Annotated in this window: 12 protein-coding genes; 5 read left to right on the top strand and 7 right to left on the bottom strand. The window is 61.8% G+C overall.

Annotated features, from left to right (window positions below; genetic code table 11):
* Positions 1-9: 9 nt before the first annotated feature.
* The gene (locus ASG35_RS04390; RefSeq protein ID WP_056353197.1) at positions 10-1803 is read right to left on the bottom strand and encodes an IlvD/Edd family dehydratase; all 1794 of its coding nucleotides are present in this window, start codon (positions 1801-1803) and stop codon (positions 10-12) included.
* Positions 1804-1853: 50 nt separating this feature from the next.
* Positions 1854-2801: a 2-hydroxyacid dehydrogenase gene (locus tag ASG35_RS04395; RefSeq protein ID WP_056353199.1), complete on the bottom strand. Its 948-nt coding sequence runs from the start codon at positions 2799-2801 to the stop codon at positions 1854-1856.
* 98 nt (positions 2802-2899) lie between these two features.
* Between ASG35_RS04395 and ASG35_RS04400 the strand changes: the two genes are divergently transcribed.
* The 3 genes from ASG35_RS04400 (at position 2900) to ASG35_RS04410 (ending at position 7549) form a co-directional block, all read left to right on the top strand.
* Positions 2900-3784 (top strand): NAD(P)-dependent oxidoreductase, encoded by an 885-nt coding sequence (locus tag ASG35_RS04400; RefSeq protein WP_056353201.1) that lies wholly within the window; start codon positions 2900-2902, stop codon positions 3782-3784.
* Positions 3785-3917: 133 nt separating this feature from the next.
* Positions 3918-5291, top strand: coding sequence for an MFS transporter (locus tag ASG35_RS04405; protein ID WP_082508229.1), 1374 nt, complete (start codon positions 3918-3920; stop codon positions 5289-5291).
* 323 nt (positions 5292-5614) lie between these two features.
* On the top strand, positions 5615-7549 hold the full coding sequence (locus tag ASG35_RS04410) for a SurA N-terminal domain-containing protein (RefSeq protein ID WP_056353202.1): 1935 nt from the start codon (positions 5615-5617) through the stop codon (positions 7547-7549).
* A 91-nt stretch (positions 7550-7640) separates the two neighbouring features.
* Here the strand turns inward: ASG35_RS04410 and ASG35_RS04415 are convergent, their stop codons facing one another.
* Together ASG35_RS04415 and ASG35_RS04420 are read right to left on the bottom strand one after the other, a co-directional pair.
* The gene (locus ASG35_RS04415) at positions 7641-7982 is read right to left on the bottom strand and encodes a hypothetical protein (RefSeq protein WP_056353759.1); all 342 of its coding nucleotides are present in this window, start codon (positions 7980-7982) and stop codon (positions 7641-7643) included.
* A gap of 162 nt (positions 7983-8144) precedes the next feature.
* Entirely contained in the window at positions 8145-8867 is a 723-nt protein-coding gene (locus tag ASG35_RS04420) for an arylesterase (RefSeq protein ID WP_082508230.1), read from the bottom strand.
* Here ASG35_RS04420 and ASG35_RS04425 point away from each other — a divergent pair.
* On the top strand, positions 8842-9543 hold the full coding sequence (locus ASG35_RS04425) for an ABC transporter ATP-binding protein (protein WP_056353204.1): 702 nt from the start codon (positions 8842-8844) through the stop codon (positions 9541-9543). The genes ASG35_RS04420 and ASG35_RS04425 overlap by 26 nt on opposite strands.
* Positions 9544-9591: 48 nt before the next feature.
* Here the strand turns inward: ASG35_RS04425 and pgi are convergent, their stop codons facing one another.
* From pgi to ASG35_RS04440, 3 genes are all read right to left on the bottom strand, one after another.
* Positions 9592-11217, bottom strand: a complete 1626-nt coding sequence (gene pgi / locus ASG35_RS04430; protein WP_056353205.1) for a glucose-6-phosphate isomerase — start codon at positions 11215-11217, stop codon at positions 9592-9594.
* 182 nt (positions 11218-11399) lie between these two features.
* Positions 11400-12962, bottom strand: coding sequence for a bifunctional ADP-dependent NAD(P)H-hydrate dehydratase/NAD(P)H-hydrate epimerase (locus ASG35_RS04435; RefSeq protein WP_056353207.1), 1563 nt, complete (start codon positions 12960-12962; stop codon positions 11400-11402).
* A 96-nt stretch (positions 12963-13058) separates the two neighbouring features.
* A complete protein-coding gene (locus tag ASG35_RS04440; protein WP_056353761.1) occupies positions 13059-14360 on the bottom strand; it encodes an FAD-dependent oxidoreductase in 1302 nt (433 codons plus the stop codon).
* 512 nt (positions 14361-14872) lie between these two features.
* Between ASG35_RS04440 and purL the strand changes: the two genes are divergently transcribed.
* Positions 14873-18931, top strand: a complete 4059-nt coding sequence (purL, locus tag ASG35_RS04445; protein ID WP_056353208.1) for a phosphoribosylformylglycinamidine synthase — start codon at positions 14873-14875, stop codon at positions 18929-18931.
* Positions 18932-18955 lie beyond the last annotated feature (24 nt).

Below are 18955 nucleotides of genomic sequence, written 5' to 3' on the forward strand. Positions count from 1 at the left end.
TCGAGCGCCTTAGTGGTTGTGCCGCGACTCGCCGCGTGTTTCGACAATGTTGAGATACAACGTCGCCGGTTCCAGGCAAGCGCCGCTGCCTTGCTGTCCGACCATGCTCCGGTAGATCTCTTCCCACGGCGTCATGTTCTTGAGCACCGGCGGTTTCCATGCCGCGCGACGTTGCGCCAGTTCCGCTTCGGGGATCATCAGATCGACCTTGCGCGTTTTCAGGTCGATGCGAATCCTGTCGCCCGATACAAGCAGCGCAAGCCCGCCGCCAACAGCCGCTTCCGGCGATACATTGAGAATCGAAGGACTCGCCGATGTCCCGCTTTGACGGCCGTCGCCGAGCGTTGGCAACGTGTCGACGCCGCGCTTGAGCAACGCCGCCGGCGGCTGCATGTTCACCACTTCGGCGCCGCCCGGAAATCCGACCGGGCCACAATTGCGAATGACGAGGATCGAGCGTTCATCCACGCCCGTTGCCGGGTCTTCAATGCGCGCGTGATAGTCCTCCGGTCCTTCGAACACGACGACCTTGCCCTCGAACACATCGGGGTGATCGGGGTCCGCGAGAAAGCGCTTGCGGAAGGCTTCATCGATCACGCTGACTTTCATCACGGCGCTGTCGAACAGGTTGCCCGAGAGCACCACATAACCCGCCGATTCCTTCAGCGGATTTGCATATGCACGGATCACTTCGCGATCAGGCGCCGGGACTCGGGCCAGATCGTCGGCCAGCGTCTTGCCGGTGACGGTGCGCACGCTTGCGTCGAGACGGCCGGCATCGAAGAGTTCTTTCATCACGGCCGGCACGCCGCCTGCACGATGAAACGCTTCGCCGAGGAACCGTCCGGCAGGCTGGCAATCGACGAGCAGCGGCACCTCCGGCCCGAGCCGTTGCCAGTCTTCCAGCGTATGGTCAATACCCATATGCCGCGCAATCGCGATCATGTGAATCGGACAATTCGATGAAGCACCGAGCGCCGCCGCAGCGACGACGGCGTTCTCGAATGCGCCCTTGGTCATGATGTCCGATGGCCGCAGGTTCTCGCCGACCATCTCCACGATGCGCTTGCCGGTCGCATACGCCATCCATCCACGTTCGCGATGCGGACCCGGAATCGCCGCGCATCCGGGCAACGACATGCCAAGCGCTTCGGCGAGCGAGTTCATGGAAAGCGCGGTGCCCATGGTGTTGCAATGCCCGACCGACGGCGCCGACGACGCCACCATATCCATGAATCCCGGATAGTCGATCTCACCCGCCGACAGCCGTTTGCGCGCGTCCCAGATTACGGTGCCGGAGCCGGCGAGCTTACCGTGATACCAGCCGTCGAGCATCGGACCGCCTGACAGGACGATCGCCGGAATGTTGACGGTGGCCGCGGCCATCAGGCATGCAGGCGTGGTTTTATCGCAGCCGGTAGTGAGCACGACGCCGTCGATGGGATAACCGTGCAAGATCTCCACGAGCCCGAGATACGCCAGGTTTCGATCGAGCGCGGCGGTCGGACGCTTGCCGGTTTCCTGGATCGGATGCACGGGGAATTCGAGCGGAATGCCGCCGGCGTCACGGATGCCATCGCGTACGCGCGTGGCGAGATCGAGATGATGGCGATTGCATGGCGCAAGGTCGGAGCCGGTCTGCGCAATGCCGATGATCGGCTTGCCCGATTGCAACTCTTCTCGCGTGATGCCGTAGTTCATGTAGCGCTCGAGATAGAGCGCGGTCATGCCGGGGTCCGAGGGATCGTCGAACCAGCGGCGGCTGCGAAGACGGTTTTGCGGGATGTTCGATTGATTCGACATGCTTGTCTGTCCGTTTTAATTGTATGGGGAGTCAGTGATCCGATCGATGCTCAACGCGCGCGAAACTCGGTCACGAGCGGCGCGCCATCGAAAAACGCTTTCAAATTCTCGCGCACCAGTTGCGCCATCGCGCCGCGCGTTTCGACGGTTGCGCTTGCGCGGTGCGGCTGCAGCACCACGTTGTCCAGCGTGAAAAAACGCGGATCGATCGACGGCTCGTTCCAGAATACATCCAGCGCGGCGCCGCGAATACGGTGCTCGCTCAAGTATTCGAGCAGCGCGGGTTCGTCGATAATGCTTCCGCGCGCGATGTTGACCAGGATGCCATCGGGGCCGAGTGCGTTGAACACGTCGCGGCTTATCGATCCCCGACTCTCGCGATCAGCCGCGGCGCAGATCACGAGAAAATCCGATTCGCGCGCAAGATCGGCCGCGCTCTCGCAATACGTATAGTCGACGTCGTCGAAACGAACGCGATCGTGATAGGCAATGGTCATGTCGAACGCCGCAGCGCGCCTGGCGAGTGCCCGTCCAACGCGCCCGAGTCCGAGGACGCCAAGCCGCTTGCCGAACATGCGCGTGGCGAGCGGAATCGCGGTTTTTCCCCATTGGCCGTCGCGCACGATGCGATCGTTTGCGGGAATCTGCCGCGCAATCGAAAGCATCAGGCCGATGCCCATGTCGGCGACATCGCCGGTCAGCACGTCAGGCGTATTCGTGACGCGAATGCCGCGCCTGGCTGCATGCGCAAGATCGATTGCATCGACGCCAACGCCATACGACACGATGATCTCGAGCGCTGGCAACGCATCGATCAGCTCGGCGTTCGCGCCCGCTTCGCCGTTGGTCGCGAGGGCGCGAATCTTCGGTCCCACTTCGGCGAGCAACGCGCCGCGATTGGCGCAATCCGACAAGACATGCAGCGTGTAATGACGCTCCAGCTCGGTCATGTCGCGCTCCGGATACCGGACGACTACCAGTAAATCCGTCTTGTGCATGCCATCTCCTCATGTTAGATTTGATTCATGGTTACCGGTAACCATACCGCACGATGAAACGCGTGTCCAGCAGTTGATAACTTCAGGGTAGCGAGACAATGGCGAATGCAAAGGACCGAGCGCAGACGATTGCCTTCCTTGGGATCGGCTTGATGGGAGAGCGGCAAGCGCGGGTGCTCCTCAAAGCCGGTTACCGGCTGACGGCATGGAACCGTACCCGCGACAAGGCGGATCGCTTGCAAGCCGACGGCGCGCGCATTGTGGGCTCGCCAGTCGATGCTGTTCGCGACGCCGACATCGTGATCACGATGCTTGCAAACGGCGAGACCGTGCACGACGTTCTGTTCGATCAGGGCGTGGCGCAGGCGTTGAACGCGCGAGCGGTTGTCATCGACATGAGCTCGATCCGCCCCGACCAGGCAGTGACGCACGCGCGACTGCTTGCAGAACGAGGTGTTCACCATATCGATGCTCCCGTGTCGGGCGGCACGAGCGGCGCGGAAAACGCGACGCTCGCGATCATGTGCGGCGGTGATGCACAGGTCTTCGAGCAAGTTTTGAATGTATTGCGCTGCATGGGGCGGCCCGTGCTGATGGGCGCGCATGGCGCCGGCCAACTCGCCAAGCTCGCAAACCAGATGATCGTGGGGACGACAATCGGCGTGGTGGCCGAGGCGTTGTCATTGGTTGCGAAGGGCGGCGCAAATCCAGCAATGCTGATCGAAGCGCTCGCGGGCGGTTATGCCGACAGCACCATCCTGCGCATTCACGGCCGCCGGATGGTCGATGAAAATTTCGAAGTCAGCGGCCGGTCGAGTTCGCAACTCAAGGATCTTCACAACGCATTGCGCGCGGCGCAGGACGCGGGCGCGTCAATGCCGTACACGGAACTCAGCGCGCAGCTTTTCACTTCGCTCATAGAACAGCACGGCGATATCGATCACAGCGGAATTGTGAAGATCATCGGCGCAAGTGTTGAATAAAAACCGCTGAATAAAAACCGCTGCATAAAACCGCTTCACCCCAAATGTCCGGGCGTTCCGACACGGACCACACAAATATAGAAAAAAGCCGGGATTCAATCAACCGGCAAACCGATTTGCAAAGGAGACGCAAATGGATTTGGAGCACCCCGCAATACCATCGACGCCGCTCGCCGATACCCCAGTCAAGGCGCCCGTTTCCCCGCAGCAATTGCGGCGCGCGATTCTGACGGGTGCGGTTGGAAGCGCCCTTGAATATTATGATTTTGCTATCTTCGGACTGGCATCGGCGCTCGTTTTCAGCCACATTTTCTTCCCGGCGCTGGGAGCAAAAGCAGGGCTTCTGGCGAGCTTCGGCACATACGGCGCCGGCTTTCTCGCGCGGCCTTTCGGTGGCTTGTTTTTTGGTTCCATCGGCGACAGGAAGGGGCGCAAGTTCGTCCTGCTCGTGACCATCGCGATCATGGGGACGTCGACCATGTTGATCGGTTTGCTGCCGAGCGGCACGATCGGCGCGATATCGCTGGTTCTTCTCAGGCTCGTGCAAGGCTTCGGTGCGGGCGCGGAACAGGCGGGGGCATCGACGTTGATGGCCGAAGTCGCGCCCGTCAAGCAGCGCGGTTTTTTCGCGGCGCTGCCGTTCGTCGGCATCTTCGCGGGGCTGGGTCTCGCGACGGGCACGTTCAGCATCATGCAACACGTGCTCGGCGAAGAAGCCATCCTGGCCTGGGCGTGGCGTATTCCGTTCGTATCGAGCGTAGCGTTGATCGGCGTTGCGGTCTGGATCCGCTTGCGCTTGCGTGAAAGCCCGGCGTTCCTGAGTCTCGAAGGCGCGCACGCCGTCATCAAGTCGCCGATGAAAACCGTCATCACCCACGCGCGCCGTCCCGTGCTCGCCGCCACGTTGATGCGCTTCGCCGAACAGGGCGGATCGACCGTCTACACCACCGTGGTCATCGCGTTCCTGGGCGGAACGGTCGCGGCGAAGATGGGGCTGAAACCCTCCGAACTGAGTTCGATCGGCACAACGGGCGCGCTGATCGCGAGCATGGCGAGCGTGATCACCACGCCGATGTTCGGCGCGTTGTCGGATCGCATCGGGCGCATTGCGGTGTATCGCGGCGGGGCGATCTTCATGCTGCTGTGGTCGGTGCCGTCGTGGTACATGGTGAGCACGGGCAAGCCGTTGTGGGTCGACATTGCGATGTTCGGCGGTCTCGCGCTCGGCGCGAACAGCATGCTCGGCGCGCAGTGCGCCCACTTCTCCGAACTCTTCGGCAACCGCTACCGGTATTCGGGCGTGGCGCTCGCGCGCGAACTCGGCGCGGTGCTGTCGGGCGGAATCGCGCCCTTGCTCGGCATCTACCTGATCGGGCTCTCCGATGGCGCGTTCTGGGTCATGGGCATCTACATGGCTGTGCTGTCGGCGATCACGCTGGTCGGCGTGTCTTTATCGACGGAAACCCGCGGGCGCGACCTGACCTTGCTCGACGACGCCGTGCACTGATTTCAGTGCGCAAAACGGACGCAAATCATTGTTGCAAATCCGGTTTTGGCGGGGCGTTTACACCAGGCAAAAGGAGAGGCCGGAAAGGCGCGGATGTTATACTTCGCGCGCTTTACAGAGTGCCCGTTCGTTGACCGAGCGTACTTTCGAGGTGCACCGCGGTTCGTCGAATCGTGCAACGCCTTGACTGATAAGGCTCACCGGCAGGAGGTCGTACCTCGTCCACACCGGCCGAATTCACGAGAAAGGCGAACTCCGGTTCGCCTTTTTTATTGCCCGCTGCTGTAACATCGGGCGTTTCGTATTAGGCAGAATCGTCACGCATGCTCGACTTTTTCCGTAACCACCAACGCCTGATGATGGCCCTTTTGATCCTGATCGTCGTGCCGGGATTGGGTATCGTGGGTGTCCAGGGTTTCAGCAGTTTCTTCGACGAAAACGCGAACGTCGCGAGCGTCAACGGCCACAAGATCACGCGTGCCGAATACGACGGCGCGATGCGTCAGCAAGTCGATCGCGCCCGCCAGATGCTCGGTGCGCAATTCGACCCGAAAATGTTCGAATCGCCGCAAATGCGCGCGTCGCTGATTGACAGCCTCGTCCAACAGCGTGTTCTCGCGGACGAAACCCAGCGCCTGCATCTGACCGCATCGGATCAAGCCGTGCGCCGCGCGTTGCTGGCCGACCCGACAATTGCTTCGTTGCGCAAGCCCGATGGTTCCATCGACCTGGATCAGTACAAGCAACTGCTCGCCATGCAGGGCATCACGCCCGAGCAATACGACGAGCGCGTACGTTACGGTCTCGCGACCGATCAGCTTCCTTCGAGCATTCAGTCGACCGCATTCACGTCGAAGACGCTCGCGCAGAGCCTGACCGAGATCGCCGAACAGCGTCGTGACGTGCAGGGCCTCGCGTTCCGCACAGCCGATTACACCGCGAAGATCCAGCCGACCGATGCGCAATTGAAGGCGTACTACGACGCCCACAGTGCCGAATTGAAGACGCCGGAATCGGCAAGCATCCAGTACCTGGTCATGTCCCCGGCGACGTTGGCGACGGCGATCAAACCCACGGACGCCGATCTCAAGAAGTATTACGACGACAACATCGCGCGCTTCAAGACGCAGGCCGAAGTGCGCGCGAGTCACATCCTGATCACGGCGCCGAAAGACGCAAGCGCGGCCGATAAAGCCAAGGCGAAGGCGCAAGCCGACGCGCTGCTCGCGCAAGTGAAGGCGCATCCGGACCAGTTCGCGCAGATTGCGCAAAAGGAATCGCAGGACCCGGGTTCGGCGTCGAAGGGCGGCGATCTGGGTTACTTCTCGCACGGCATGATTGCAGGCGGCAAGGCATTCGACGACGCCGCGTTCGGCTTGAAGAAGGGCGAGATCAGCGGCGTGGTGCAGACGGATTTCGGTTATCACATCATCCAGGCAACGGATGTGAAGCCGTCCGCCACCCAGTCGTTCGACGAAGTGAAGGACCAGATCACGCGTGACGTCACCGCAGCGCAAGCGGCGAAAAATCTGGCCGATGAAGCCGAAGGTTTCACGTCGCTCGTCTACGAAAAGTCGAAGACGCTGCAACCCGCCGCCGATAAATACAAGCTGCAGATTCAGACCGCGACGGTCGGACCGAAGCCTGATCCGAAGCTGCCGGCCGACAGCCCGCTGAACAATCCGAAGGTCCTGAACGCCATCTTCGCCGCGGATGCCGTGAAGGAACGCAACAATACGCAGGCTATCGATATCGGCAACAGCACGCTGGTTGCGGCACGTGTGACGGACTACAAGCCGTCCGCCGTGCCAGCGCTGGATACGATCAAGGACGCGGTGCGCACCAAGGTCATCGCAGAGCAGGCAGCCGAAATGGCGCGCAAGGACGGCGCGGCCAAACTCGCCGCTGTACAGAAATCGAATTCCACGGATGGTTTTTCATCGGTCGCGAAGGTGTCGCGTAACGACGCGCAAGGCGTTCCGCCCGCAGCGCTCGCGGCAATCTTCAAGGCGGATTCGTCGAAGCTGCCAACGTACGTGGGCGTTGATCTCGGCGCGGATGGTTACGCGATTTATCGTGTGAACGGGATCGAGAAGCCGGAGCCGGTTGCAGCGGACCGCCTGACGGGCGCACAGCAGCAAGTCGCGCAGGTTTATGCACAGGCCGAGATGGAGTCGTATCTCGATGCATTGAAGGCGCGCTCGAAAGTGAAGATCAATGCGCCGACTTCGAACGCACCGGCCGAGCAGCCGCAATAAGCTGAACGGAAGGCAGTAATGAAAAAGCCCCGCTGGCAAAACCAGCGGGGCTTTTTTTGCGACTAAACGCCGCTAAACGCTAATTGACGATTTACAGGCAGGCCTGGATATCGCCGGTGGCATCGCTGCCGCCCGCGCCTGCAGCGCGGAAGCCAACCCACGAGCCCGGGCCCGAATAGTTCGGACGCACGACGGCTGCGGCGCCGCTCGGCGGTTGCTGACCTGGAACGTAGACATCGGCTGCCATGTCGTTCGCGAGCGTGTCCTGCGACACGACTTGTTGCTGTGATTTATCGGCCCATTTCTGCGCGATACATTGTGCGACGACCTTGGGCGGCTGCTGGCTCGTACCGACCTGGCTAACGTTAGCGGGCGGTTGAGCGGCACAAGCCGAGATCGCGACGGTCATAGCGAGAATTGGTAAATATTTCACGTTACCTCCTTTCAATGCGCTCACATGCGGAGCCGGGGTTTTTCAGGGTTACGCGAAAGTTTGATGCTTAATCGTGGCCTTTCTTCGCGCATGGCTGAAAGCCGGCTGGACAACGCAATGACGGGGTTTAAACGTGAATCTCTTCAAACGGCTAAATCCCCATCACTTCGATGGCGCGCCCAGCAATGGTCTCAAAACTGGCCAGACGTTGTTCAATAGCAAAGGCTGGGCCTGAGGGGTCGGATGAATCTGGTCGGCCTGGAACATTTCCGGCTTGTTCTCTATGCCTGCAAGCAGAAAAGGCACGAGCGGCACGTGCTTTTCCTTCGACAATTTTTCGTACACGCCATGGAATTTTTGCGAGTAGTCCGGGCCATAGTTAGGCGGAACGTACATGCCGACGAGTAAAACCTTCGCATTCACGGCCTGCGACTTTTCGATGATCGTGCGGAGGTTGCTCTCCGTCGTGGCCAGCGGAACGCCTCGCAAGGCATCGTTGGCACCCAGTTCCACGATGACCACCTTCGGCTTGATCCGGTTGAGCGCGGCGGGCAGACGGGCCAGGCCGCCGCTCGTGGTGTCGCCGCTGATGCTCGAATTGGCGACGCTATAATCGAAGCGCTCTTGCGTCAGCTTCTTGCGCATCAGGTTGACCCATCCCGTATCGCGCGGCAGGCCGTATTCCGCGGAAAGGCTGTCGCCAAGAACCACAATGGCCGATGCCGATGCCGCCGCGGGCGCGGCCATTGCAGTATTAGCCAGGGCATCGGCCGCATGTGCCGGCGCCGTGGCCGCGAATCCGACCATCGCCAGGAGCGCCAGTGTGGCGCGTGGTGTCCAGTTCACCTTAAGTCTCTCCATGCCAAACAATATCGAACCAGTCATTGAAGTACGGGGTTTAAGCAAGCGGGTGAAGGACGCGACGGGTGAATTGATCATCCTCGATCAAATCGACCTGTCGATAGAAAAAGGCAGCAGCGTCGCAATCGTCGGCGCGTCGGGCTCGGGCAAGTCTACTTTGCTCGGGCTGCTTGCGGGTTTGGACAGCGCGAGCAGCGGGTCGGTTCGTTTGCTCGGGCGCGACCTCGGCGCGTTGAATGAAGACGAGCGGGCGGCCCTGCGCAGCGGATCGGTGGGATTCGTGTTCCAGTCATTCCAGCTGATGCCGCATCTGACCGCGCTGGAAAACGTCATGCTGCCACTGGAATTGCGTGGCGGCGTACCGCATAAAGAGATCACGTCGCGCGCGCGTGACCTGCTCGAACAAGTCGGGCTCGGTCAGCGGACCGCGCATTATCCGAAGCTTTTGTCGGGCGGCGAGCAGCAACGCGTGGCGCTCGCGCGTGCGTTTGTCACGCACCCGGCCATTCTTTTCGCCGATGAACCCACCGGCAGCCTGGACGCGGCAACGGGTTACGCGATCATCGACTTGATGTTCGAGATGAACCGGCGCAACGGCGCAACGCTGATCCTCGTCACGCACGACACCGAACTTGCCGAGCGTTGCGATGCGACGGTGACCATCGAGGCCGGGCGAATCGTGAATGGCTTGAGCGTATAAAAACCAAAAGGCGTCTCGTCGTGTACAAACGAGACGCCTTATACGGGCTTAAATGCTCTTCAATGCAGCCTGCGCACGCGCGATCAACGCTGACGTCGACGAGTCGTGCTTCGCAGGATCGGCCTTCGAGCTGGTGATATCGGCTTCAACGACCTTGCCGAGAATCTTGCCCAGCTCCACGCCCCACTGATCGAACGAGTTGATGTCCCAGACCGCGCCCTGGACCAGCACCTTGTGCTCGTACAACGCGATCACCGCGCCGAGCGTTTCCGGCGTGAGCGCATCGAGAATGATCGTGGTGGTCGGACGGTTGCCCGGGAAGCTCAGATGCGTCGCGAGTTCTTCCTTGCCTTCGCCCGCGACCTTCTTGGCTTCTTCGAGCGTGCGTCCGAGCATCAGCGCTTCACTTTGCGCAAAGCAGTTCGCAAGCAACTTGGCGTGATGATCGATAAGCGGATGTTCCGGCTTCAATACGGCGATGAAGTCCACCGGAATCAGCGTCGGCCCCTGATGCAGCATCTGATAAAACGCGTGCTGACCGTTTGTGCCCGGTTCGCCCCAGATCACGGCGGCGGTCGGGTAATCGACCATGGCGCCATCGAGCCGCGCCGACTTGCCGTTGCTTTCCATCTCGAGTTGCTGCAGATACGACGAGAGATACCGCATGGCTTGCGAGTATGGCGCGACCATCACGCTTTGCGATTCGAAGAAATCGCGATACCAGATGCCGATCATGCCCATCAGCACGGGCAAGTTGCGCTCGAACGGCGCGCTGCGGAAATGCTCGTCCATTGCATGCGCGCCGGCCAGCAGTTTCTCGAAGTTTTCCGGTCCGACCGAGATCACGATCGACAGGCCGACAGTCGACCAGAGCGAATAACGCCCGCCGACCCAGTCCCACATTTCGAAGACGTTTTCCTTCGCGATACCGAACTTGACCACTTCCTCAGGATTCGCCGATACCCCCACGAAGTGCTTCGACAACGCGTCTTCCGGGCAACCGCTCTTGACGAACCAATCGCGCATGGAACGCGCGTTTGTCATGGTTTCGAGCGTGGTGAACGTCTTCGATACCACAATGGCCAGCGTCTCTTCGGCGTTGATGTCCTTGAGCACGTTATAGATGTCGGCGCCATCCACGTTGGAGACAAAATGCGTCTTGATCTCCGGCAGCGCGAGGTGCTGCAACGCATGCACGACCATCTTCGGGCCGAGGTCCGAGCCGCCAATGCCGATGTTCACCACATGGCGAATGCGCTTGCCGGTATAACCGGTCCACGCGCCGTCGCGAACCTTGTTCGCGAACGCTGCCATCTTGGCTTTTTCGGCGCGGATTTCTTTCTGGAAGGGCGAATTGTCGTCGGTGGAACGCAGCGCCGTATGCAGCACCGCGCGATGTTCCGTGACGTTGACGATATCGCCGGCGAACACCGCGTCGCGTTTCGCGGCAACGTTGGCTTGCTGCGCGAGTTCGACCAGCAGCTTGAGCGTGGCTTCAGTAACGCGGTTCTTCGAGAAATCGACGGAAATGCCGCCGCCGTCGAAGGTCAGGCGCTCCGCGCGTGACGGCTTGGTGTCGTTTTCCGGCGCGAACCAGTCGCGCAGGCGCTCGTCACGAATGGCATCGTAATGCGCCTGGAGCGCTGGCCAGGCAGGAAGCGAATTGAGCGTCATAACGGTCCGTTTGTCAGAGGGTGGCGGGAAGTGTCAGTCATCGCGCGCGGCCGGAGTGTGTTCGGAACGAGTTCCGATCGGGTTCGCATCGGCCGGTCCACGCGAAACAACAAGTATAGCCACGATGCATGAACGAATGCTTGCACGAGCGCTAAGTGGTGGCCGCGGCGCGCTGTGTTTAGTTACGTGGCGTAGAACAAGCGGTTGAGAAGGTTGCGGACCTTGGGCGCGAGTTCTCCTGCAGTCAGTCCCGCGGGCCCTTCGCCTTCGTCGGTCAGTGCCTCGGCGGCGAGTCCATGCAGATAAACGCCCGCAAGCGCGGCTTCATATGCGGGCAAGCGCTGCGCGAGGAATGCGCCGATCAATCCGCCCAGCACGTCGCCGGTGCCGCCGGTTGCAAGCGCCGCGTTGCCCGTGGGATTCACCGATACACGCCCGTCCGGCGACGCGACGATCGTCCCCGTTCCCTTCAACACGGCGACCGCTGCAAACCGCGCGGCCAACTGGCGCGCTGCCGAGATCCGGTCGGCCTGGACCTTCTTTACGTCCGATCCCAGCAACCGCGCTGCTTCGAGCGGATGGGGCGTGAGCACGCACGGATCGCCACGCGTGCCGCGTTCGGCGACTTTCGACGCCAGGTTTTCATCCGATGAAATCAGGTTCAGCGCGTCGGCATCGAAGAGCTTGGGGACATCGAGCACGAGGACGTTTGCCAGCAACTTTTTTGCGCGCTCGCTTTGGCCCATGCCGCATCCGACCGCCAGCGCGTCCATCTTGTCGAGCAAAAACTGGTCGACGTGATGCAGCATCAGTTCCGGATGCGGCGGATCGTAAGGCGGCGAATCCGTACCGATGAACGCCACGTTCACCTTGCCCGCGCCGCCGTAAAGCGCCATGCGCGCGGCGAGAATGGGCGCGCCGCACATGCCGGTGTCTCCGCCAATGACGGCCAGCGTGCCGAACGTGCCCTTGTTGGTCGCGAAGTCGCGCGGCGGAAGATGCGGGCCGAACAGCGACGGTGCGTTCAGCACGACCGATGGCTGCGCGAAGGCATCGAGTCCGAGATCCGCGATATAAACCTTCCCCGACAAATCGCGTCCGTCGCCGGTGAAAAGTCCTGGCTTCCCGCCGATGAACGTGATCGTGTGCGTCGCGCGCACGGCTTGCGCGCGGCCGTCGTTGCTGCGGCTCACCGGCTCGCCGGTATCGCTCGACAGGCCGCTTGCAATATCGAGTGCGAGCACGTTTCCGGACGCCCTTGAACGTTTCGATAAACGCGCCGCGATGTCCGCGAACACGCCTTCGAGCGGCCGTCCGAGGCCAATGCCGAACATGCCGTCGACGAGCCAGCCGAAGTCATCGAAGGAAGCAGGAATGTCTGCCGTGATCTTCACGCCGGCCTGGCGCGCTTCGTTGAGCGCCCAGCGTGCGTCGTCGGGCTTGACCTCGACGGGCATGCACACTTCGACAGCCACGCCCGATTGTTTCAGGCGGGCTGCCATTACCAGTGCATCGCCGCCATTGTTTCCCGGGCCGGCGACGATCCACACAGGCCGCTGCGAGCCGCTATCGACGATGAACTGCGCCGCAGCCGCGCCCGCGCGCGCCATCAGCGTGTTTGCCGGCAGCGACGCTGCGGCGCGTTGTTCAAGCGTGCGGAGTTCATCGAGGGTAAGGAGGGCGATCGCGCGGTCGCGCGGTTCGGTGTAAAGCGGCGTCAGCGGAATGGAAGCGGAATCGGTCATGGCGGCAGCGTTGGATGAGTGCTCGAACCCGCCGCAATTATTGCGCCAAATGGGGCATCGAGTGCTTTCGATCCTCGCCCCGGCCCGGCGCGCTCACTAGAAACGGTCGAATCTCAACGCCCGGAGTGTCCGTTCAGGCACATCGGGTTCTTCGTGGGAGATAAGCGCGCTTATCACCTTCGCGGCTCCGCAAGCGATACCCCAGCCAGCCGGGCCATGAGCCGTGTTGATGAAGATCCGCCCGTTCGACGTTGCGCTCACAACGGGCAATCCATCGGGCGACACCAGCCGGACTCCGTCCCAGGCCCGCGCCGCGGAGACCTTCGCGGCACCCGGAATCCAGTCGTGCGTTGCTTGCCCGAGCAACGCAAGCGCCCGATGCGTCAGGCTTTCGCTCATCGGCTTGCTGGCTTTGGCAATACTCTGCAGCACTGCGCCGCCGGTCACGCGCATGCGCTGATTGATGCGCGTCATCGCGATGCGTTTCACGGAATCCACGATAGTCAGATGCGGCGCGCGTTCTTCGTAAGCGATCGGCGCGGTCAGCGTATGCAGCCGCAGCGGATGCAAGGGCAGCGAAATGCCGAGCGTCGCCAGCAACGCCGGCGTTCCTGTGCCAGCGGCCAGCACGATGGCATCCGCGCTGATCAACTCGACTTCGCGCGACTTGCTGCCTTTATCCTCAGCGTTATGGAGCGGCGCAAGCTCGACCGCGGCACGCTGCGACTCGCCGCGAATGGCGGTGACTTCGCGGCCCAGCCGGAACTGAACGCCGCCGTCTTCCAGCACTTGCTTGAGCAGTTTGGTGAACAACGGGCAATTGGCCGTTCGGGCATCGGGCAGCAATACGCCGCCCGCGAGCGGCGGATCTTCCGGAATGGACGGCTCGGCGGCAACACATTCCTGTGCGCTGAGAATGCGGTGCGGCGTTTCAAACGTCTGCAGCAACTTGATCGCCGCATCCGACAATTCCAGGTCGCGCTCGTGGCGAAATACGTGCAGCACGCCGGTGCGCTGCTCGAAGTCGAGCGGGAATTCGGCTTCGATTTCCGCGATGACATCGCGGGAGAGATCCACGAGCGGCCGCAACGCGCCGTACTGCGTGGCGAACCGATGCGGATCGTGAAATTCCATGAGCTTCTTGGCGAATTCACGTGTTTGCGAATCGAAGCCCGGTTTGAACACAACGCCGGTTTTCGATGCACGGCGCGTCTGCATGAAGGTCGGCCCGAACCAGACGTCGAGCGGCGAAGGCAGGACAGCGCCGCCGTGACCATAGGTCGCGCCCTGGGCGACCGTGGCGTGACGTTCGACCACGCAGACGCGGTGCCCGGCCGCACGCAACTGATACGCGGTGGCGATGCCGCCAATTCCGCCGCCGATGACAATGACATCCATGATTCGTTTTTCGCCCGAAGGCGCAAGACCTTGACTGGTTTGCGAGCCGGTGCCTGCAAGAAGTGCGGGCGACGGAACCATCGGTCCGGGTTATCGTCCGGACCGCCTGGAATTCTCGCGGAAGAGGCGAGCCGGCGCATCGATACTGCTTTGGTACATGAGGGACCGGTGCGCCGGTTGGGGAAAGCGCGCCATGATAGCGCCAAACGCCCACGGCCGGGACGCCGCGGGGCGGCCCAAAGCGGCACGGCGAGCCTGTTGATGCCACGGGAACCCAGGCTCGGCGAGGTTTGTGGCCTGCAAGACGGGACCAGTCAAAAACTATCCCGCGTTTATTCAGAGATTGCGGCTCGCCGTCCCGGCGTTTCACGCATGGCCGCCAGGCCGTTTTCGAGACACTTCCGGGTTATAATCCGGGTCTTCCCATCGCCAAATGCGCTTATCCCGCAAGCGGCTCCGACGTCTTTCGTCCCGACGTCTTCTCAGCACTCAGCACCCTCAGCACCGTGACAATGGCAAACTTCTCGTGTTTCCCCGGCGCTTCGGCCCTCTCTGATTTCCGTCAAACCCGCCTGCTCGAAACACTGACGCGCATCGACCCGAATATTGTCGGCGTGTGCGGCCAGTATCTGCATTTCGTGAACTCGGCCGAACCGCTCTCCGACGAAGACAGCAACCGCGTCCACGCGCTGATGCATTACGGCACGCCGTTCGATGCCGGCAGCGAGCGCGGCGCGCACGAAACCTTCATGGTCGTGCCGCGGTTTGGCACGGTGTCGCCGTGGGCGAGCAAGGCGACTGACATTGCGCATCATTGCGGTCTCACGCAGATTCGCCGGATCGAGCGCGGCATCGAATACACGGTTCTGCTGAAAAGCGGCCTGCTCGGAACGGGCATCGGCGGCAAGAAGGCGTTGTCGGAACAAGCGCGCGCCGAAGTGGCCGCCGCGTTGCACGACCGCATGACGGAAAGCGTGGCGCCATCGCGTGATCACGCCTTGCATCTGTTCGATGAACTCCCGGCGCAGCCTTTGCAAGCCGTCGATATCCTCGGCCACGGCCGCAGCGCTCTGGAAACGGCGAACGTGGAGTTGGGTCTCGCGCTCGCCGACGATGAAATCGACTATCTGGTCGATTCATTCAAGCATTTGCAGCGCAATCCCACCGACGTCGAACTGATGATGTTCGCGCAAGCCAACAGCGAACATTGCCGCCACAAGATTTTCAACGGGCAATGGACCATCGACGGCGAGCCGCAGGACATCTCGCTTTTCAACATGATCCGCAACACCGAGAAGCTGAATCACGCCGGCACGATCGTCGCGTATTCGGACAATTCGGCGATCATGGAAGGCGGCACGGCCGAGCGCTGGTTCCCGCGCGGATCGAACGAGCATTACGGGCGTCACACCGAGCTCACGCATACGCTGATGAAGGTCGAGACGCACAACCATCCGACCGCCATTTCGCCGTTTGCAGGCGCGGCAACGGGCTCGGGCGGCGAGATCCGCGACGAAGGCGCGACCGGCCGCGGCGCGCGTCCGAAAGCCGGGCTGGCGGGTTTCACGGTCTCGAATCTCGATTTGCCCGATGCACGCCAGCCGTGGGAAAACGCCCGCGACAGCGCCGTGCCGGTGCCGCAGCGCAACCCGTCGGACAAGAACGAGCCGTATGGACGGCCGGAGCGCATTGCATCGCCGTTGCAGATCATGATCGATGGTCCCATTGGCGCGGCCGCGTTCAACAACGAATTCGGCCGGCCCAATCTGGGCGGCTATTTCCGCGCGTACGAGCAGAACGCTGCGGGCCGCGTGCGCGGTTATCACAAGCCGATCATGATCGCGGGTGGTATCGGCAATATCTCGGACCAGCACACGCACAAGATGGATCTGCCGGCGGGATCGTTGCTGATCCAGATCGGCGGTCCGGGCATGCGGATCGGCATGGGCGGCGGCGCTGCCAGCTCCATGGCGACCGGCGCGAACACCGCGCAACTCGACTTCGATTCCGTGCAGCGCGGCAATCCGGAAATCCAGCGGCGCGCGCAGGAAGTCATCAATGCGTGCTGGCAACTGGGCGCGGAGAACCCGATCCTGAGCATCCACGATGTGGGCGCGGGCGGCTTATCGAATGCGTTCCCCGAACTGGTCGATGGCGCCGATAAAGGCGCGCGTTTCGAATTGCGTCGCGTGCAACTGGAAGAATCCGGTTTGTCGCCGCGCGAGATCTGGTCGAACGAAGCGCAGGAGCGATACGTCCTGGCGATCGCGCCGGACAGCCTTCCGGCATTCGAGGCGATTTGCACGCGCGAGCGTTGCCCCGTTGCCGTGGTCGGCGTTGCGACCGAAGAGCGTCAACTCAAGCTTATCGATGAAAAAAAGAACGCCGACCAGGCGCTCGAACCCGTCGATATGCCCATGGAAGTCCTGCTCGGCAAGACGCCGAAGATGCATCGCGATGTGAAGCGCGAAGTGCTCGCGTTCGAACCCGTGGATGTCACCGGACTCGTGTTGTCGGAAATCGCGGTAAGCGTGTTGAAACACCCGACAGTCGCCAGCAAATCGTTCTTGATCACTATTGGCGACCGGTCGGTGGGCGGCACGACCGCGCGCGACCAGATGGTCGGGCCGTGGCAAGTGCCCGTTGCGGATTGCGCGATCACCACCATGGATTACGCCGGTTTCCGCGGCGAAGCCATGACCATCGCCGAGCGCACGCCTCTTGCCGTAATCGATGCGCCCGCGTCGGGCCGCATGGCCGTGGGCGAAGCCGTGACGAATATTGCTTCGGCGCCTATCGAATCGTTGAACAAGCTGAAGCTCTCCGCCAACTGGATGGCCGCATGCGGCAGTCCCGGCGAAGATGCGGCGTTGTTCGATACCGTCAAGGCCATCGGCATGGAATTGTGCCCGGCGCTTGGAATCAGCATTCCGGTCGGCAAGGATTCGCTGTCGATGCGCACCAAGTGGCAGGACGCGACGGGCGTGGCGAAGGAAGTCGTGTCGCCGGTATCGCTGATCATTTCCGCGTTCGCGCCGGTGGAAGACGTGCGCCGTCAGCTCACGCCGCAATTGCAACGTGGCGCGGATACGGTGCTGATTTCCATCGATCTCGGTCGTGGCAAGAACCGTCTCGGCGGCAGCATCCTCGCGCAGGTCACGCAGCAGATCGGTGACACGGTTCCGGACGTCGATGATGCCGAGGACCTCAAGCGTTTCTTCAACGCCATCCAGTCGCTGAATGCCGCGGATAAGTTGCTCGCGTATCACGATCGTTCCGATGGCGGCCTTTGGGCGACCGTTTGCGAAATGGCGTTTGCGGGTCGCGTGGGTGTGTCGCTGAACGTGGACATGCTGATCCTCGATCCGAACCACGAATCCGATTACGGCGATGCCAAGGACTGGGCGAAGCAGACCAGCGGGCGCCGTGAGGACCGCACCATTCGCGCGTTGTTCTCCGAGGAACTCGGCGGCGTGATCCAGGTGCGTCTTGCCGATCGCGATGCCGTGCTGGCATCGTTGCGCGAACATGGGTTGTCGGCGTGTTCGGAAGTCATCGGCAAGCCGAATGATCGCGATGTGATCGAGATTTATCGTGACGCGAAGAAGGTCTACGACGCGCCGCGCAGCGAGCTGCAGCGCGCCTGGAGCGAAGTGAGCTGGCGTATCGCCCGTTTGCGCGATAACCCCGCGTGTGCCGATGCCGAATACGACGCATTGCTCGACGCCGCCGATCCGGGCATTTCGCCAGTCTTGACGTTCGATCCCGCGCAGGACGTATCGGCGCCGTTCGTCGGCAAGGGTGCGCGTCCGCGCGTCGCGATCCTGCGTGAACAGGGCGTGAATTCGCATCTCGAAACGGCTTACGCGTTCGACCGTTCGGGCTTCGATACCCACGACGTCCACATGAGCGATCTGCTGGAAGGCCGCGTGACGCTGGCCGACTTCGCGGGCGCGGTTGCCTGCGGCGGTTTCTCGTACGGCGACGTGCTGGGCGCCGGCGAAGGCTGGGCCAAGACGATCCGCTTCAATCCGCGTCTTGCCGATATGTTCGCCGAATTCTTCGGCCGCACGGATACCTTTGCCCTGGGTATCTGCAACGGTTGCCAGATGATGAGCAGCCTTGCATCGATGATCCCTGGCGCCGACGCATGGCCCAAGTTCACGCGCAACAAATCGGAGCAGTTCGAGGCGCGGTTTTCATCGGTCGAAGTGCAGGGTTCGCCGTCGATCTTCTTCGCCGGCATGGAAGGTTCGCGTTTGCCAGTCGCTGTTGCACATGGCGAAGGCTTTGCAGATTTCTCGCAGCAAGGCGACAAGTCGAACGCTTTGGTTGCAATGCGTTTCATCGATAACCAAGGTGCGGCGACCGAGCGTTATCCGTTCAATCCGAACGGATCGCCGGAGGGGATTACGTCGGTGACCACGCCGGACGGACGCTTCACCGTTCTGATGCCGCACATGGAGCGCGTGCACAGGAATGTGCAGATGAGCTGGACGCCGAACGACTGGATCGCCGATGCCAGCCCGTGGTTGCGCGTGTTCCAGAACGCGCGGCGCTGGGTGGGTTAAGCAGGCTGACGCTGAGTCAAAGCG

Origin of the sequence: Burkholderia sp. Leaf177, assembly GCF_001424345.1 — a bacterium.
Taxonomy (GTDB): Bacteria; Pseudomonadota; Gammaproteobacteria; order Burkholderiales; family Burkholderiaceae; genus Caballeronia.

What these genes read in the sequence shown, in the direction of transcription:
- ASG35_RS04390 (WP_056353197.1), bottom strand. Translation starts at nt 1,803, where the DNA reads ATGTCGAATCAATCGAACATCCCGCAAAACCGTCTTCGCAGCCGCCGC.
- ASG35_RS04395 (WP_056353199.1), bottom strand. Translation starts at nt 2,801, where the DNA reads ATGCACAAGACGGATTTACTGGTAGTCGTCCGGTATCCGGAGCGCGAC.
- ASG35_RS04400 (WP_056353201.1), top strand. Translation starts at nt 2,900, where the DNA reads ATGGCGAATGCAAAGGACCGAGCGCAGACGATTGCCTTCCTTGGGATC.
- ASG35_RS04405 (WP_082508229.1), top strand. Translation starts at nt 3,918, where the DNA reads ATGGATTTGGAGCACCCCGCAATACCATCGACGCCGCTCGCCGATACC.
- ASG35_RS04410 (WP_056353202.1), top strand. Translation starts at nt 5,615, where the DNA reads ATGCTCGACTTTTTCCGTAACCACCAACGCCTGATGATGGCCCTTTTG.
- ASG35_RS04425 (WP_056353204.1), top strand. Translation starts at nt 8,842, where the DNA reads ATGCCAAACAATATCGAACCAGTCATTGAAGTACGGGGTTTAAGCAAG.
- ASG35_RS04420 (WP_082508230.1), bottom strand. Translation starts at nt 8,867, where the DNA reads ATGACTGGTTCGATATTGTTTGGCATGGAGAGACTTAAGGTGAACTGG.
- pgi (WP_056353205.1), bottom strand. Translation starts at nt 11,217, where the DNA reads ATGACGCTCAATTCGCTTCCTGCCTGGCCAGCGCTCCAGGCGCATTAC.
- ASG35_RS04435 (WP_056353207.1), bottom strand. Translation starts at nt 12,962, where the DNA reads ATGACCGATTCCGCTTCCATTCCGCTGACGCCGCTTTACACCGAACCG.
- ASG35_RS04440 (WP_056353761.1), bottom strand. Translation starts at nt 14,360, where the DNA reads ATGGATGTCATTGTCATCGGCGGCGGAATTGGCGGCATCGCCACCGCG.
- purL (WP_056353208.1), top strand. Translation starts at nt 14,873, where the DNA reads ATGGCAAACTTCTCGTGTTTCCCCGGCGCTTCGGCCCTCTCTGATTTC.